Source organism: Candidatus Profftia lariciata, assembly GCF_020541265.1.
Taxonomy (GTDB): domain Bacteria; phylum Pseudomonadota; class Gammaproteobacteria; order Enterobacterales; family Enterobacteriaceae; genus Profftia; species Profftia lariciata.
The window spans coordinates 145,267-162,986 of record NZ_CP045925.1; the positions used below are offsets into that span (position 1 = coordinate 145,267).

6 protein-coding genes and 2 pseudogenes are annotated in these 17,720 nt (G+C 22.8%); 4 read left to right on the top strand and 4 right to left on the bottom strand.

Annotated elements, in window-relative coordinates; genetic code table 11:
- Positions 1–393: 393 nt before the first annotated feature.
- The 3 genes from epmA to dsbC form a co-directional block, all read right to left on the bottom strand.
- The gene (gene epmA, locus GII40_RS00325; protein WP_226813426.1) at positions 394–1,371 is read right to left on the bottom strand and encodes an elongation factor P--(R)-beta-lysine ligase; all 978 of its coding nucleotides are present in this window, start codon (positions 1,369–1,371) and stop codon (positions 394–396) included.
- Between the two features lie 1,189 nt (positions 1,372–2,560).
- Complete coding sequence (proS, locus tag GII40_RS00330; protein ID WP_226813427.1) at positions 2,561–4,279, bottom strand: proline--tRNA ligase; 1,719 nt, start codon at positions 4,277–4,279, stop codon at positions 2,561–2,563.
- 2,129 nt (positions 4,280–6,408) lie between these two features.
- Positions 6,409–7,116, bottom strand: a complete 708-nt coding sequence (dsbC, locus tag GII40_RS00335) for a bifunctional protein-disulfide isomerase/oxidoreductase DsbC (RefSeq protein ID WP_226813428.1) — start codon at positions 7,114–7,116, stop codon at positions 6,409–6,411.
- A 1,251-nt stretch (positions 7,117–8,367) separates the two neighbouring features.
- On the opposite strand from dsbC, the gene mutM reads away from it, so the two are divergent.
- Positions 8,368–9,183 carry a bifunctional DNA-formamidopyrimidine glycosylase/DNA-(apurinic or apyrimidinic site) lyase gene (gene mutM, locus GII40_RS00340; RefSeq protein ID WP_226813429.1) on the top strand — a complete coding sequence of 272 codons (816 nt, stop codon included), beginning with the start codon at positions 8,368–8,370 and terminating at the stop codon, positions 9,181–9,183.
- 1,796 nt (positions 9,184–10,979) lie between these two features.
- On the opposite strand, the pseudogene gyrA reads toward mutM, so the two are convergent.
- A pseudogene (gene gyrA, locus GII40_RS00345) lies at positions 10,980–13,523 on the bottom strand (DNA topoisomerase (ATP-hydrolyzing) subunit A); the annotation flags it as partial.
- A 932-nt stretch (positions 13,524–14,455) separates the two neighbouring features.
- On the opposite strand from gyrA, the gene ubiG reads away from it, so the two are divergent.
- The 3 genes and pseudogenes from ubiG to birA all read left to right on the top strand — a co-directional run bounded on the left by ubiG (position 14,456) and on the right by birA (position 17,217).
- Positions 14,456–15,160 (top strand): bifunctional 2-polyprenyl-6-hydroxyphenol methylase/3-demethylubiquinol 3-O-methyltransferase UbiG, encoded by a 705-nt coding sequence (gene ubiG / locus GII40_RS00350; RefSeq protein WP_226813430.1) that lies wholly within the window; start codon positions 14,456–14,458, stop codon positions 15,158–15,160.
- Positions 15,161–15,228: 68 nt separating this feature from the next.
- Positions 15,229–16,266: a UDP-N-acetylmuramate dehydrogenase gene (gene murB, locus GII40_RS00355; RefSeq protein WP_226813431.1), complete on the top strand. Its 1,038-nt coding sequence runs from the start codon at positions 15,229–15,231 to the stop codon at positions 16,264–16,266.
- A pseudogene (gene birA, locus GII40_RS00360) lies at positions 16,263–17,217 on the top strand (bifunctional biotin--[acetyl-CoA-carboxylase] ligase/biotin operon repressor BirA). The gene murB and the pseudogene birA overlap by 4 nt, the downstream one beginning before the upstream one ends.
- The last annotated feature ends 503 nt before the right edge of the window (positions 17,218–17,720 follow it).

Genomic DNA, 17,720 nt, shown 5'->3' on the forward strand with positions numbered 1-17,720 from the left:
AATAGTAAATAAGGATATATTCTCTTAAAATAATATTCTTATTTAATTGTATTGTATAATATGCTATCATAAAGATAATGCAGAATAATTTAGTAAATTTATATGATAAATTATTTTTCTTAGTATTTAAATAATTTTATTTAGATATTTTATTACATTAATAAATATATAAAAAATATTTTGATGTTTACGCTATTATCTTTAGCTTATTTAAATATATGAAAATATTTCATTATTAAAATTTGTAATACATTATTATAAATAATAATGCATGCAATATTTTATTAAGATATTAAAAATTTACATAAATAATTTTATATATAAAATATAAATATCATAAAATTATATTTTATATATAAAAATCTTATTTTTTTAAGTAAAATATAAAATAATTTAAGATCTATCTATATTAAATGCTATCACTGTACTCAATTGTTGTTCATTTAAAGCTAACATTATTAGACGATCTATACCGATTGCTACTCCGGAGCAATCGGGTAAACCGTGCTCCAATGCACCTAATAATTTTTCATCCAATGGATATTGTGTTAAACCAAGGGCAGCTCTTTTTCGATTATCTTCTTCAAAACGCATACGTTGCTCATGAGCATTATTAAGCTCATGAAAACCATTACCGAGTTCAATATTTTTATAGTATACTTCAAAACGTTCTGCAACACGTTGATCTTCAGAGCTAATTTGTGCTGAAGAAGCTTGAGAAGCGGGATAATGATATATAAATGTAGGTTTATTGTGACCTATATTAGGTTCTACTCCAAAAGTAAATAATAATTGTAGTAAAGTATCTATATCTTTTTCATCTTTGGTTATATTATTTAGATTTAATGTTATTGCTATTTCATTTAATTGCACCTTATTAGCACAAAGAGGATCTATACCCAAATAACGTATAAAAGCCTCTTGATAAGAAAGTATTTCAGAATGATCGTATTGCAGTACTATTTGCATAAGGTCGTCCACTTCATTCATCAAGCTATACATATCATAGTGTGGTCGGTACCATTCTAATATGCTAAATTCAGGGTTGTGATATTGTCCATATTCTTCATTACGGAAAGCTTTACCTAGTTGATAAATAGGGCCACTACCGGCTGCTAAAAGACGTTTCATATGATGTTCTGGACTAGTTATCATATATAGTAATATGTTTTGTTGATTATCTAAGTTCATAAAATTAGTTTGGAATGGAATGAGATGAGTATCGGTTATAGTTTCCTGACTTATAGAAGGAGTATCAACTTCTAAAATACAACGATCTAAAAAAAAATTACGTATGGTGGATATAATTTTTGCGCGTTTCAATAAATTAACAATTGAAGCACTAGGCTGCCAGGTAGGCTTATTATACATAATGATACTCCATGCTATATAGTATAATGTTAGTTTACTAGTGTATTATGCTATTGGTGAAATTATTAATCATGAATTAGCTAATATTGATAAAAATATAATTAAATAATTATATGAATTAGATAATATAAAATGAGATATTTATTATACTATGATTATAAATAAACCAAAACATTTGATACTATCTCTTATACTATAAAGTAGTTAAAACGTATATGAGTTTATTTTTTATAAATAAATATTGTAAGATAATAATTATTATAGTACAATATTGACAATTTAATAAAATATCTCATAACTGTAAAATTCATTTATTATAGGTAATACCTTAAGGTATTGTTTAGATTTAATTATTATTTTCATAAAAAGTAGTAAGTATATTACATTATTATATATGTTAATATATAAATATTTTTGGTTAATTATTTAACTACTATTTATCATAAATAGTATTTCATGATTTATACACGTCGTTGATCATTAATATTCTAGATAATAGATTATTTTTTGAAACTTCTTATAGGCTTAATTTGCTGTCTTTTAAAAAATTTTTTATATTACGATTATTTATTAGTTATATATCATCATATATCTTATATATGTTAACTAATTATTTTATGAAATATGCTAAGCAATTATTATACATAATAAATATTAAGTTACTAATTATTTATTTACTAAATAATCGCTTTATAAACAACATTACACAACTTAATATTATTGTAACTATAATAGTTTAAATTAATCTTTTAAAAAGTATTTATATATTAATATTATAATATTTAATTAATTAAATAGTATGAATATGTTTTTTAAAAATTAAGGTTGTTTGCATGTAATTATTGCGATAATTATACTTTATTCACTATAATATAATAAATTATGTTATTATCATATTAATAGTTATATTAATAATATAATAAAATAATTTTCTCAGAAACACATAAATCACTAATTACATAATAATCTAATGTTAGTTAAAAATATTATAAATAACTATGTATTATTAATTAATATTTTTATGTATACTTTTATATTGATAATCAGTCTGATTATTATTTATGTAAACAGAAATAAATAACAATTAAGTAATTATATTTTATGTATTTTTGAAAATCTAGATTTTATAAAAATAATTTATTTATATATTAATATATCTTTCTATGTATTCACAGATATACAATATATCTTAATTGTTAATTATTGACATTAAAAAATGTTCTAGTATATTCTTTTTAAGAATTTTTTTTTCTCCGTTACGACGATTTTGATACTCAACTTCATCTCTCTCTAAATTATCAAAACTGATTACAATAATATGAGGTATACCTATTAACTCTATATCTGTAAACATTGCTCCTATACTTTTTTTTCGATCATCCATAATTACGTCAATACCTTTATCACTAAGATTTTGATATATTGACATAGCACAGTCTTTCACGCAAAAATATTTATGCATATTGATTGGTAGAATAGCAACTTGAAATGGTGCAATAGTATCAGACCAAATAATACCACGTGTATCATGATTTTGTTCAATAGCAGCAGCAACCAAACGAGTTAATCCAATGCCATAACAACCCATTTTTATAAATTTGCGTTGGCCATGTTTACCTTGTACAGTAGCATTCAGTGCCTTAGTATATTTTATTCCTAATTGAAAAATATGTGCAACTTCAATTCCACGTTTTATTGATAATGTCCCTTTACCATCTGGGCTTGGATCACCTTCAACTACATTACGAAGATCAGCTATCATTGTTAATGGTAAATCACGTTCCCAGTTAATACCGAAGTAATGTTTACCATTAATATTAGCACCAGCAACAAAATCGCTCATCATGGCAACCGTACGATCTACAATAACAGGTATATTAATATTTATTGGCCCTAAATATTGTAACTCTGTATTAATTATTTTATGAATTTCATTTTTAGTGGCAAATTTTAAAGGACTAATAACCATTTTTAATTTTTCAGCTTTTAGTTTAGCTAGCTCATGATCACCACGAATTAATAAGGCAATAAATTTATGTTTGCTTTCTTTAGTAGCATGAACTAATATAGTTTTAACTATTTTTTTAATTGGTACATTAAATTGCTCAATAAGTTCTTCTATAGTAGTTACATTTCTCGTATTAATTATGCATAATTCTTCACTTGGTAGAGCGCGTTTACCACTAGGTGTAATAGCTTCTGCTAATTCAATATTGGCTGCATAATTAGATGTATTGGAAAAAATAATACTATCTTCGCCAGTATGAGCTAGAACTTGAAATTCATGAGATATATGACCACCAATAGAACCTGTATCTGCTTCTACTGAACGTACATTTAAACCAAGACGACTAAATATTTTTTCATATGCAACAAACATTTTTTCGTAAGTTTCCTGTAAAGACTCTTGAGAGATATGAAAAGAATAAGCGTCTTTCATAATGAATTCACGTGCACGCATTACACCAAATCGTGGACGAATTTCATCACGAAATTTTGTTTGAATTTGAAATAAATTTAATGGTAATTGTTTATAGGAGGTAATCTCATTACGCACTATATTGGTAATAACTTCTTCGTGAGTTGGTCCTAATACAAATAGACGTTTACTGCGATCAATAATACGTAGTAGTTCTGGGCCATATTGTTCTAAACGACCACTTTCCTGCCATAAATTAGCTGGCTGTACTATAGGCATAGAAATTTCTATTGCACCGGTATTATTCATTTCTTCACGAATTATATTTTCGATTTTTTTAAGAACACGCAAACCAATAGGCATCCAAGTATAAAGACCTGATGCTAATTTACGAATCATACCAGCACGTAACATTAACTTATGGCTGCTTACTACAGAAGCAGAAGGAATATCTTTGAGAGTAGAAAGCAAATATTGACTTGTAAGCATATATAGCGTTCCGTTAACACGTAATATGTATTATGTAAATTATATTATTAATATATAAAGTATCTTATTTATATAAGTTTAAACATTCTATTTATAATCTATCTAGTTAAACAAAATATGATAGAGAATATCTAAGTAATACAAATATTCTAGTACTAATTATATCAATTACTATTTATTATAAATATCTTTTATATTATATATATAAAAATTTTATAAAATATAACTATAATTTTTTAGATATTTTATTTGTATAAGTTATTGCTAAAATAATTTTAAACATTGTAATACTAAATACTTATATGATTATATTTTAACTATATTATTTATTAATTACTGCGTATTTAGTAGTTACACAACACTTAATAGTATATTAATAATATATATTTACTAAAAGCCATTATTAATGATATTTAAATAATCTTGATATGAAATATATAAATTAATATATCACTATATATACTTTGTTAGAAAAGTAAAGTTCTTATTTTATGACATTGTTTATTAAAATATTTTAATGAACTATAATTATATTACAATATTAATGTATCTTATCTTTTAAAATAAGATATTTTATATTTCTGTAACATATATTATATATATTATTAAGTAAGATTTATTAATTATGTATATAAAATATATTCAAGCAAGAAAATAAATAATATAATAACTTCTGTATCTTTACATATAGAGATAAATATTCAATACAAATAGATATTACGTTATTTAATTAACTGTTACTAAACCATTAAATACAAAATATTTTTTAAAAAAATAACATATACAAAAATAATATTTTAAATATTTTTTTAAAAAAAATTCATTAATAGGTACATAATATATTATATGTTTAATTTATTAAAATAATGTAAACATAATATTCTAGATTTAATATAGTTTATGTGAAATAAATTAATGATATATTTTATGTTAATGTATTTTATATTTATACCATAAGTAATAAATAAATTAATATTTTTTGTATAACTATTTTGAATATAATATATATTTATATACTAAAATAATTAATTAATATTTTTAATGATGTTGATAATATCATTACTTTTAATGCAAATAATAAGCATATTTGTTTGATAAGATTTTTTTAAAAATACTAGTGCTTATGATATATTTTATAATAAATTGATTAATCTAATTACTATTAGATAGTAATCTATTATTATTTACATACTATTAAGATAGTATTAATTTTCTATTAATTAGTTTATTATAATTTTTCATTAAGTATTAGCTTAACATAATAGTATTTATTACATATAAGCAATAAAATATTAAATATATTATAGAATTAATGCGTATATCATTACAAATAATGATTAATAATTTCTACTATAATAAATATTTTAAATATAAAATTAAATAACGTAGTATTATTAATATAATAATTATAAATCTAAAAAAGTAATATATAGTATATGTTATTTATTCTTATAGAATTAGACAATTTATTAATACCTCTATATTATATATAATAAAATAATAATTTTATAAATTTTATTATTTTTAATAGGCATAAAACTTATCTTTTAATTAACTACTCATTATAATAATATTTAATTGTAATAAAGATAATTAAGATATATAATAATGATATGGCATTTATACTTAATATATTATAATAAATAAAAAAAATTTTATTTAATTAATAGTGAGATATTATTAAGTAAAGATATATAATGAATTAAGTTATTATTAAATAATAGTAATGTTAATGTGTATAAATATTTTAGTTATTAATATTTAAGGTCTAATTATTGCAATAATAACTTATATAAGTAACTATTATATGAAGAATAATATAAGAGTATTAGATAACTTGATAATACTCTAAAATCATCAATTATACTATAGACTAGACTAATTATTTATTCATAATCTGTATATATAATAAACTATCAAAGAAATATCTTAAATTAGTTATTATAAGATATAATTATTAATTAATAACTTACGATATTTAAATAATAATATAATTATGAATAATATTAAATATGGAAGATGATTTTCTTTATAAAACAATTATATATATTATGAATACTACTATCAGTATATAATATAAAAATATTTTAATAATTAAATAATACTCTTAGTTTAGTAATAAAGTTATATTAATTTATAGTTTGTGCATTTAATATGGCTAACATTTCTTGTGGCATATGATAACCAGGAATAATTGTACCATTTTTTAGTACTATTGTTGGAGTACCCTGCAGATTCAACTGTATTCCTAATTCATAATGTTTTTTAATGTCTATTGAACAAGTTTTTAATGTGTTTATCTTATTATGAAAGGTTTGATCAAATATTTTACGATTGTCCTGCATACACCAAATAGATTGCATATCTTTTCCAGTTTGAGAATTTAATCCATGACGTGGAAAAGCAAGATAACGAACAGTAATACCTAAATCATTATATTCTTTTATTTGAGTATGAAGCTTATGACAGTAGTTACAATTGATGTCTGTAAATACAGTAATAACATATTTTTCTTTTGATGATTTATAAATAATCATTTCTGGTACTAATTGTTGTAAACGTTGGGATACTAATATTTGATTAGTTACATTAATCGGTATCGTATAATTAATATTGTACATTGGTTTTAGCATAAAATCTTTATAATTGTTCGTAATATATATTATATTGTTATCAATAAATACAGTTTGTAATTTAGTAATAGGTGATTTTTGAGTAATTAATGTATTCATGCCTAATACTTGTAATGATTGTTTAATATTTATATTATTTGCTTGTGAAATACCAAAGACTGACGTTCCCATCATAATTGTTATCCAAAGTAAATATTGCTGCATTGTATATTATTCCTTGTAATATTTTATGTCTTTAGGCTATCTAGATGAGATGTGATTGATTAATTTTAGTCAATTTTGTTATTACATATATTAATTTTGCTGAATATTATTATAGATAATAAGTTTATTATTTCTAATATATCCTATATATATCTATAGTATAAAAATCTTTAATAATATTATTTTATAATAAATATCTATTTTTAATTAAAATAAGAACTATTTATACATATATTCTTAAATATCTTAATATATTTTTTTTAAAAATTTATTATTTAATAATAATATTTTATACTTTAGTAGTGATATAACTTAAAATATTTAATATGTATATAAGATTTTTTACGTATTACAGAAATAAATTTTGAACGCTTATACAGAAATTATTCTTAATCATATTATAATTCAATTAAATTATTTTTTTATATCAGCCAATGTTAAATATATAAAAAAATAAATATTTTGATATTATCATAATATAATTTATTTTTATGACATAGTAATTACTTAATAAATTTATACTATAAGTTAAGAATAAAATTTATTTTTTAGTTATATATTTTAGTTAATACTTTTATAATATAATTATTGAGTAATAATAAAATTATTATTGTTTATTTATATCATTAACATACTATAAGTATACTTCTTATATAGATAAGTAATATTTTATTTATACTATTATTTTAGTTTATATAAAGTATTGATATTAAAAATAATGTAATACATTATATTGTATATAAGTAATTATAAAGTAATGAGATTATTTTTTTAAAAAGATTATCATTATTTAATGATTATTAATATTCTATTATAGTAGATGATATAATTAATAATTAAGAAAAATATGATAAATATCAATACTTTAAATACATTATTATTGTAGAGATTGATAATATTTAATAATAATTTTACTATATCAATAGTTATATAGATATAGTATATTATTAAAATAATTTAAATTATAAATTTCTTAAGTAGTGACTTAATCAGATAGATACCATTATTTAATGTAAGTAATATTATAAGATTATTATAAATATTTTATGTAATTTTATATCAATAAATTATACTAAATAATACAATATATTATTATATACAATAATTGTTTATTAACAATGGAGATTTTATTATATCTTAATAAAATATTATTGTAACTAATAAATTATAGAAATGAGATTATTAAAAATATTTTATGAATTTATAATATGACTACAAACTAAAATAATTTTTAATTTTTAGGAAGATACAATGCCAGAATTACCAGAAGTAGAAACCATTTGTCGTGGAATTGAACCTTATTTAGTTGGTTATTCTATTCAGAATCTTATAGTACGTCAAGCTAATCTTCGTTGGCCAATTTCAAACGAGTTAATTAAATTAAAAAATAAAATAGTACTCAGTGTGCAGCGTCGTGCTAAATATCTTTTAATTGAATTAAACAATGGATGGATTATTATTCATCTTGGCATGTCAGGTGTTTTACGTATTTTAAAAATAGACACACCAGTTCACAAGCATGATCATATTGATATGGTGTTATCTAATGGTATAATTCTACGTTATAATGATCCTCGTCGTTTTGGATCATGGCGTTGGTGTACAGATTTAAAATCATCTAGTATATTTTCTTATCTTGGTCCTGAGCCTCTCACTGATGCTTTTAATAGTCATTATTTATTTTGTAAATCACGTTATAAAAAAATTATTGTTAAAAATTGGCTTATGGATAATAAAGTAGTTGTAGGTTTAGGTAATATTTATGCAAGTGAATCATTATTTCATGCTGGTATCCATCCCGCTCGACCTGCTGGCTTATTAACTAAAAAGGACACAGAACAATTAGTACTAAAAATTAAATCACTATTATTACTATCAATATCACAAGGAGGTACAACTATAAAAAATTTTTTCCAATCAGATGGAAAGCCAGGATATTTTGTACAAGCATTACAGGTATATGGCAGAGCAGGACAAAAGTGTAAGATATGTGGTGAAAAAATATTAAGTGAGAAATATAGTTATCAGCGAAAAACATTTTTTTGTGCTTATTGCCAAAAAATATAGAATATTAATAATATTTTTGAACATTATACATAATAATATATTTTAAGATATTTTTAATATATTATTAATAAAATAAAAATTTGAATAATATATATACATCATTAATAATGAATATTATAACATATCCTTAAACTTAATGTTATTTAATATAATATTGGATTTAAAATTTATAAACAACAAAAAAATAAAATATTTATTCTCATAAAATAATACTATTTAATATAGCGCTTATTATTGAATATAATTTAATGATCATGATCATTATTTTTTCAATAATTAATATTAATGCGATATTAGATGTTATGATATTTCCTAAATAAAATATTTTATATTATAAAATTTATTAATAATAATATTCTCTAGTTATAAACTATACTTGTAATGCTAAAGTTAGTATATTATTATAAATAATAAATGTAATAATCATATTTTTTGAGTAAAATATATATAAGTATATATCTATATTAAAATAATACACTAAATTCTTGATATCATAATATAGTATATTAACAAAATCAATTAATTTTGCATTAAATCAATAATAATCCATTTAATTATTTGTATTTAACTAAATATGGTTAAAGTTGCATATAATATTGAATACTTACTTTGAATATTATTAATGTTATCAATGATAATAATTTGTTATTTTGTATATATAATATAGTTTATTATTTCTTATATAACAATATAATGTAATTTCAATTAATATTATATTAATCAGTACATATTTATATTATGTATTTTTTTTAAAAAATTTTTATATATTAATATTAAATAATAAAATTATTTTTTATATTCAGCAATATTTTCATAAGTAATATATATTAATAATATTATTAGGAATTCTTATTCTAATAACGCTACAATATTGAAAATATATTATTGTAATAATTTTACATTGATATTGTATTCGTTATTACACAATAAAATTGTGATACTGTAACAAAAAATTTAAAATTCATTATAATATTTTCTTAATTATTAAAATATTGAATAATAAGTAATTACATACTAAGAATTGTAATACATATATTGGAATATTAATCGATTATAATTTATAATTGTTATTACTATGTATATATCATATCACTATTTTATAGTTAATTGTAAATATTTTTATTGATTATCTATCAAAAGATCCAGTTATATCTCTTTTAATCTTTAATAGTAATAAGTTCAATATAATTGCATTATTTATATAAATATTATATTATATTATTATCTTTATAATATCTTACATAAATGATTAATATATAATATAAAAATATTTATATTAATATAACTTTATTAAATAATATTAGCGAAATGATTTGTTTTGTAAAAAAATGCGTAATGCATCTAATCTGCTATATATATTTTTTGCATACTAACTGTATATTATGAATTTTTTTCATATTCTAGTAACATCATTAATTATAATATAAATATATTGCAAAATTAAATAATATTTTATTAGATATTACATTTTTATAAAAATTAATATTTATAAATATAACTCAATATAATTAAACATAATGATATATATAAAATGATATATATAAATCACATAGATAAATATAAACATATATAAAATATAATTATATAAATACTAAATTATTAATAATATATAGCAATATAAATAAAAATTTATGAATATAAATATATTTTGCTATTCTATTGTTAGTTAATAAGTTATATAATAAGATTATGCTGAGTATAATTTATTATATGTTACTCATAATAACATGAATAAAGCATTTTATATTATTACTATATTTATTTTTAATTAATATTAATTTATCCTATACTGAAAAAACTGCATTATTCTTTGTCGGCTCTGTAATACTCTGCAGACCAACTACATGCTCTTTTTTAATAGTACGAATGATTGTAACACCTTGAGTATTCCGGCCTACTAAGCTTACTTCTGAAACATGTGTACGTACTAAAGTACCAGCATCAGTAATAATCATAAACTGATCATATGAATTAATTTGAATAGCACCGATTACATTACCATTACGTTTATTAACTTTAATTGATATTACACCTTTAGTAGCACGTGATTTAGTTGGATATTTTGTAACTTTAGTACGTTTACCGTATCCATTTTCTGTGACGGTTAAAATTTCTTTTTCTGTATTAGGAATAATGAGAGATACTACAAGATCTTCTTTATTAAGCTTGATACCACGCACACCTGTTGCAGCGCGACCCATGGAACGTACTTGATTTTCTAAGAAACGAATTACTTTACCCGCTGCAGAAAATAACATGATTTCGTTATTACCATTAGTTAAATCAACACCAATTAATTTATCTCCTTCATTTAAATGAATAATCACAATACCAGTACTACGTGGCTTGCTAAAATTACTTAAAGCAATCTTTTTTATAGTACCATACGCAGTAGCCATAACAACATGATACCCCTCTTCGTATTTACGAATAGGTAAAATAGCAGTAATACGTTCATTATCGTGTAACGGTAATAAATTTATAATTGGTTTACCACGTGCATTACTGCTTGCTTCTGGTAGTTGATAAACCTTTATCCAATATAAACGACCATGATTAGAGAAACATAAAATTGTGTCATGAGTATTAGTGACTAATAAGCGGTCAATAAAATCTTCTGCTTTAATACGTACAGCTGATTTACCTCTACCACCACGGTGTTGTGCTTCGTAATCAGTTAAAGGTTGATATTTTATATAACCTTTGTAAGATAAAGTAACAACAACATCTTCTTTTAAAATTAAATCTTCTATGTTTATATCAGCAGTATTTTCAGTTATTTCAGTACGACGCATATCTCCAAATTGGTTACGAATCGCAATAAGTTCTGTACGTATAACCGTCATAAGGCATACAGGATTTTTTAAAATTGAGATAAAAACAGAAATTTGTTCTAATAGTTCTTTATACTCATTTATTAGTCTTTCATATTCAAGACTAGTTAATTTGTGTAAACGTAAATCTAAAATAGCTTGAGCTTGCTTTTCAGTAAAATAATAATGATTATCATTTGTGTTAATTTTTAATTCTAAGCATTCTGGACGTAATATTTGATTATCATTACTTTTAATAATAGATGCAACTTTTCCTAATTTCCAGCTATTTGTAATAAGTTGTACTTTTGCTTCTGCAGTATTTGGTGCATGACGTATTAGATCAATAATACAATCAATATTTGAAAGAGCAACTGCTAAGCCTTCTAAAATGTGTGCACGATTACTGGCATGATTCATCTCAAATATAGTACGTCGAGTTACTACTGCACGACGATGACTAATAAATGCCTGTAAAAAATTTTTTAAAGTTAGTAATTTAGGTTTTCCTTGATGCAGAGCTACCATATTAATACCAAAAGTTACCTGCATTTGAGTAAGTGTATATAGTTGATTTAATATTACTTTAGCCATAGAATCACGTTTGACTTCAATAACAATACGCATACCTTCTTTGTCAGATTCATCTCTTAAAGCACTAATTCCTTCAATTCGTTTTTCTTTAACTAATTCAGCAATTTTTTCTATTAAACGAGCTTTATTTACTTGATAAGGAATTTCATTTACAATGATATTTTCGCGATTAGATTTATGGTCTTTTTCTAATGTAGTTTTGGCGCGAATATAAACTTTTCCACGTCCAGTACGGTAAGCTTCTTCAATTCCATTACGACCTTTAATAATAGCTGCTGTTGGAAAATCAGGTCCCGGAATATATTTTATTAATTCTTCAACCGAAATGTTTTCATTATCAATATAAGCTAGACAACCATCTATTATTTCACTAAGATTGTGTGGAGGAATATTGGTAGCCATCCCTACAGCAATTCCAGAAGAACCATTAATTAATAAATGTGGAATTTTAGTAGGTAATACTGATGGTATTTGCTCAGTACCATCGTAATTATCTACAAAATCAACAGTATTTTTTCCTAAATCTGCTAATAATTCATGAGCAATTTTAGACATGCGTATTTCAGTATAACGCATGGCAGCAGCTGAATCTCCATCTACAGAACCAAAGTTCCCCTGCCCATCTACCAACATATAACGCATAGAAAATGGTTGAGCCATGCGCACTATAGTATCATATACTGCACTATCACCGTGTGGATGGTATTTACCAATAACGTCACCGACAATACGAGCTGATTTTTTATATGATTTATTCCAGTCGTTACTAAGTATATTCATTGCAAATAAGACCCGACGATGTACTGGTTTTAATCCATCACGAACATCAGGTAATGCACGTCCTACTATAACGGACATAGCATAATCAAGATATGAGTTTTTTAATTCTTCTTCGATGTTTATTGGCTGAATATCTGTAGCAATATTTATCATGGAGTTTTATTCCCCTTACTAATGTGTGGTGATGAGCATCTTACCACTTTATATAACAGAGACACCCTTAAATATTTTTAATGAATAAGTTGATTTATGATCATAAGATTAATAATCTATCTTATAGAGCATCATTATCATATGTATGTTGGCGTTGTTATTAATGTAAATTCTAACATATTCTATAAAATATAAAATATCTATTTTATTTTAAACTCTAATCATACATTTAACATTAGGATTGATTATTATTAAAGTTATTAAATAAAAAATGCTACATGAGTATCTTGTGTAGTATAGTTATTCAGCATTTAAGTATTACTAAATGATTACTTTATTAAATTAATTATGATATATATAAGAATATATGATTTGCTCTACAAATAAATTATTTTATTTATATTAAATATTAATAATTATTATAATATAATACGTTATATAATAACAATTATTAGTCAATCAATAAATGATTAAAAATTTTAATTTATATTCTATAGTATATTAATACATATAATAATATTTATATTATTAAATATAATTAAAATAAATTAGGATTTTTATATACTATAAATTAAAAAATTAATCAGTACATATAAAGTAACTATCATTATATTCAATTTTATGTTGAAGTGTAATATAAATATATAATTATTTACAAAATCAATCTTACTAAATTATAATTGTTTTTAGTCTAGTAATAAATTAATAAAAATATAAATCTATCTTTTATAAATACATATCTAATGTATAGATAACTTTAAAATCTGCATCTAAACATAGTGCTAAAAAATACTCTATATTATTTTATATGATGAAAATATAAAATAATAAAGATAACTTTTTTTAACTTAATGCATACAATACAGAAAATCTTTTTAAAAATTATTTAATTAATAATTTATTAAGTTAATAATATGTTATAGGAATAGACTGTGTCTCAGAAAAATGTTGATCAACAAGAAATAGCTAAATTTGAAGGTATTTCTTCAGCTTGGTGGGATATAGAAGGTGTATGTAAACCACTGCACTGTATTAATCCTTTGCGTTTACATTACATTCAACAACATGTTAATGGGGTTTTTGACAAAAAAATTCTTGATGTTGGTGTAGGTGGTGGTATTCTCGCAGAAAGTATGGCACAGGAAGGTGCAGATGTTACTGGTTTAGATATGTGTCCAGCATCGTTACAGGTTGCTCGTGTACATGCTTTAGCAATGAATATAAAAATTAATTATATACAAACAACTATTGAGGATTATGTAAAAGAACAAGCAAATCTTTTTGATATAGTAACCTGTATGGAAATGTTAGAACATGTACCAAATCCACGCTCTATTGTCTTATCCTGTGCAAAAATAGTAAAACCTAACGGTCATGTTTTTTTTTCAACTATTAATCGTACCAAAAAATCTTGGATATTCATAATTTTTGGTGGAGAATATATATTAAATTTGTTGCCGAAGGGAACTCATGATATAAAAAAATTTATTCGTCCTGCTGAGTTAATATATTGGATGGATGAAGCGTATCTATCTACACGTAATATGACTGGTATAATTTATAACCCATTTACTAATAATGTTAAATTAAGTTCAACAGTAGATATGAATTATATGGTGCATACAATTAAATTGTAAAATTAAATATAAATATTACTATTATAAAATAATAGATGTTACATTGTAACTGAGATAATTATTTCCCTATGTCTAATAATCATACATCTCTTACTGAGAAAACAACATTTAAAATTAATACTCAAGCAAAAAATATTATTACTATAACCTCTTCTGATTCATTAATAAAAGCTTGGCAATATGCTCTTTATCAAGAGGAACCAGTACTTATTTTAGGTGAAGGTAGTAATGTATTATTCTTAGAAGATTTTATTGGAACAGTGATTATTAATCGTATAAAGGGTATTACAGTAACTGAAGATAACTATAGCTGGAAATTACATGTTGGTGCTGGTGAGAATTGGCATGATCTAGTTAAATATTCATTAGCACATGGAATTGCAGGACTTGAGAATCTTGCTTTAATTTTCGGATGTGTGGGATCAGCACCTATTCAAAATATTGGTGCTTATGGAATTGAATTTCAAAAAGTATGTGAATACGTAGATGTACTAAATTTATATACAAAAAAATCATTTCGTTTGATGGCCCATGAATGTCAATTCGGTTATAGAACAAGTATTTTTATGTATCGTTATAAAAATGGATATGCAGTAATTGCTGTAGGATTGCATTTAAATAAACAGTGGCATCCAGTCTTACATTATGGTGATTTAGCTAAACTTTCTCATAAATATGTAACACCTAAACAAGTCTTTAATTATGTTTGTCATCTGCGAAGACTTAAGTTACCAAATCCTAAAAACACAGGAAATGTGGGTAGTTTCTTTAAAAATCCTATTGTTATACCAGCAGTTGCAGAACAAATTAAATTTAGATATCCTAAAGTACCTTTATATCAACAAGTATCTGGTAATATTAAATTAGCCGCAGGTTGGTTAATTGACTCTTGTGGACTCAAAGGTTTTCAGATAGGTCGTGCTGCAGTACATAATGAACAAGCTTTAGTACTTATCAATTTAGACAATGCTACAAGTCATGATGTAATTAAATTAGCAAGAGTTGTAAGAAATAGTGTTGCGCAGAAATTTGGTGTATGGCTTGAACCTGAAGTTCGTTTTATATCTTCAATAAGTGAAATTGATGCGATTGAGGCTTTATCATGAAAGAAATGAATGTTTTATTAAATTTAATTAAAATACTCTCTGACGGTGATATTCATTATGAAAATCATCTTAGTAAACTACTACGTATAGATAAAATTACTATACAAAAATATATGCATACTATTCGTAATTGGGGCGTAAATGTTTTGACTGTTCCCTAAAGGATACATTATAAATCTACCCATACAATTATTACATGAAAATCAAATAAACACGCAATTACCAAATATGCGCGTCAAAGTTTTATCATTAGTTAGCTCTACAAATCAGTACTTACTTAATCTAATCAATAATCTTCGTTCTGGAGATTCTTGTGTAGCAGAATATCAATATGCAGGTCGTGGACGTCGTGGTCGTTATTGGGTTTCTCCTTTTGGCGCTAATCTTTATCTATCTATGTTTTGGCGTCTTAATAATGGTTACAACACTACAACAGGACTTAGTATAGTTGTTAGTATTGTTATCGCTGAGTTATTACGTGAATTTAGTACAGCTGATATTAAGGTAAAATGGCCAAATGATGTTTATTTATATAATAAGAAACTTGCAGGTATTCTTGTAGAGATAATAAGGAAAGAAGGTAAGGTGGTTAATATTGTTATAGGTATAGGTATTAACTTATTTATGCATTCTGTAACTAATGTTTTTAATGATAATTGGATTAGTTTACAAGCAATAAACATTAATATTAATCGTAATGAATTAGCAATTCTTGTATTACAACGTTTATATAATACATTAATTAATTTTGAAAATAGTGGATTAGATTTTTTTATAAAGCGTTGGCAAAATGTAGATTATTTTATGAATAAACCAGTTGCATTATTAATTGGTAAAAATAAAATTTATGGTGTTGCACATGGTATTGATATTAATGGAGCATTATTAATTTCTACACAAGGTAAAATTTTATCACTTATTAACGATAAAATTTCATTAAGAGCAGTATAATTTAACTAAATATTTAAAAATCTAATCAAACTAGTATAAAATATATTTAGTAATATGTTGAAGTCTTAATTTAGTGCATTCAAGATAACAATCTTAATTATCTAATAATATTTTTTTGTAAAACAATATTTTAGTACTGTAATAATATATGCTTGAATGATAAATGATTTAATTTGTAAAAATTTAATTTTTTTATTTTCTATGTATTAGACTTTATAAGCATAAATTTTATGATATTATTTTATTCAATGTCAAACAATTTTTTAGCAGATAAAATCTTATTTTATTCTATATATTGAGTTATCACTTTAATTAATTATACTAGAATAGTATTATGAATTTTATTTCAAAATCATTTATCTAATTATTTATATTATATGTAACATAATAATCTATTATAGATAACTATCTTAAATTATATAGTCATAATATTTCTATAATAAATTAATAAGTAACACCAAAATATTAAAAATATATTACTTTTTCTATGAAATTTATTTAAC

Excerpts from the sequence above, each read along its gene's own strand:
- epmA (WP_226813426.1), bottom strand. The coding sequence starts at position 1,371 with ATGTATAATAAGCCTACCTGGCAGCCTAGTGCTTCAATTGTTAATTTA.
- proS (WP_226813427.1), bottom strand. The coding sequence starts at position 4,279 with ATGCTTACAAGTCAATATTTGCTTTCTACTCTCAAAGATATTCCTTCT.
- mutM (WP_226813429.1), top strand. The coding sequence starts at position 8,368 with ATGCCAGAATTACCAGAAGTAGAAACCATTTGTCGTGGAATTGAACCT.
- dsbC (WP_226813428.1), bottom strand. The coding sequence starts at position 7,116 with ATGCAGCAATATTTACTTTGGATAACAATTATGATGGGAACGTCAGTC.
- murB (WP_226813431.1), top strand. The coding sequence starts at position 15,229 with ATGTCTAATAATCATACATCTCTTACTGAGAAAACAACATTTAAAATT.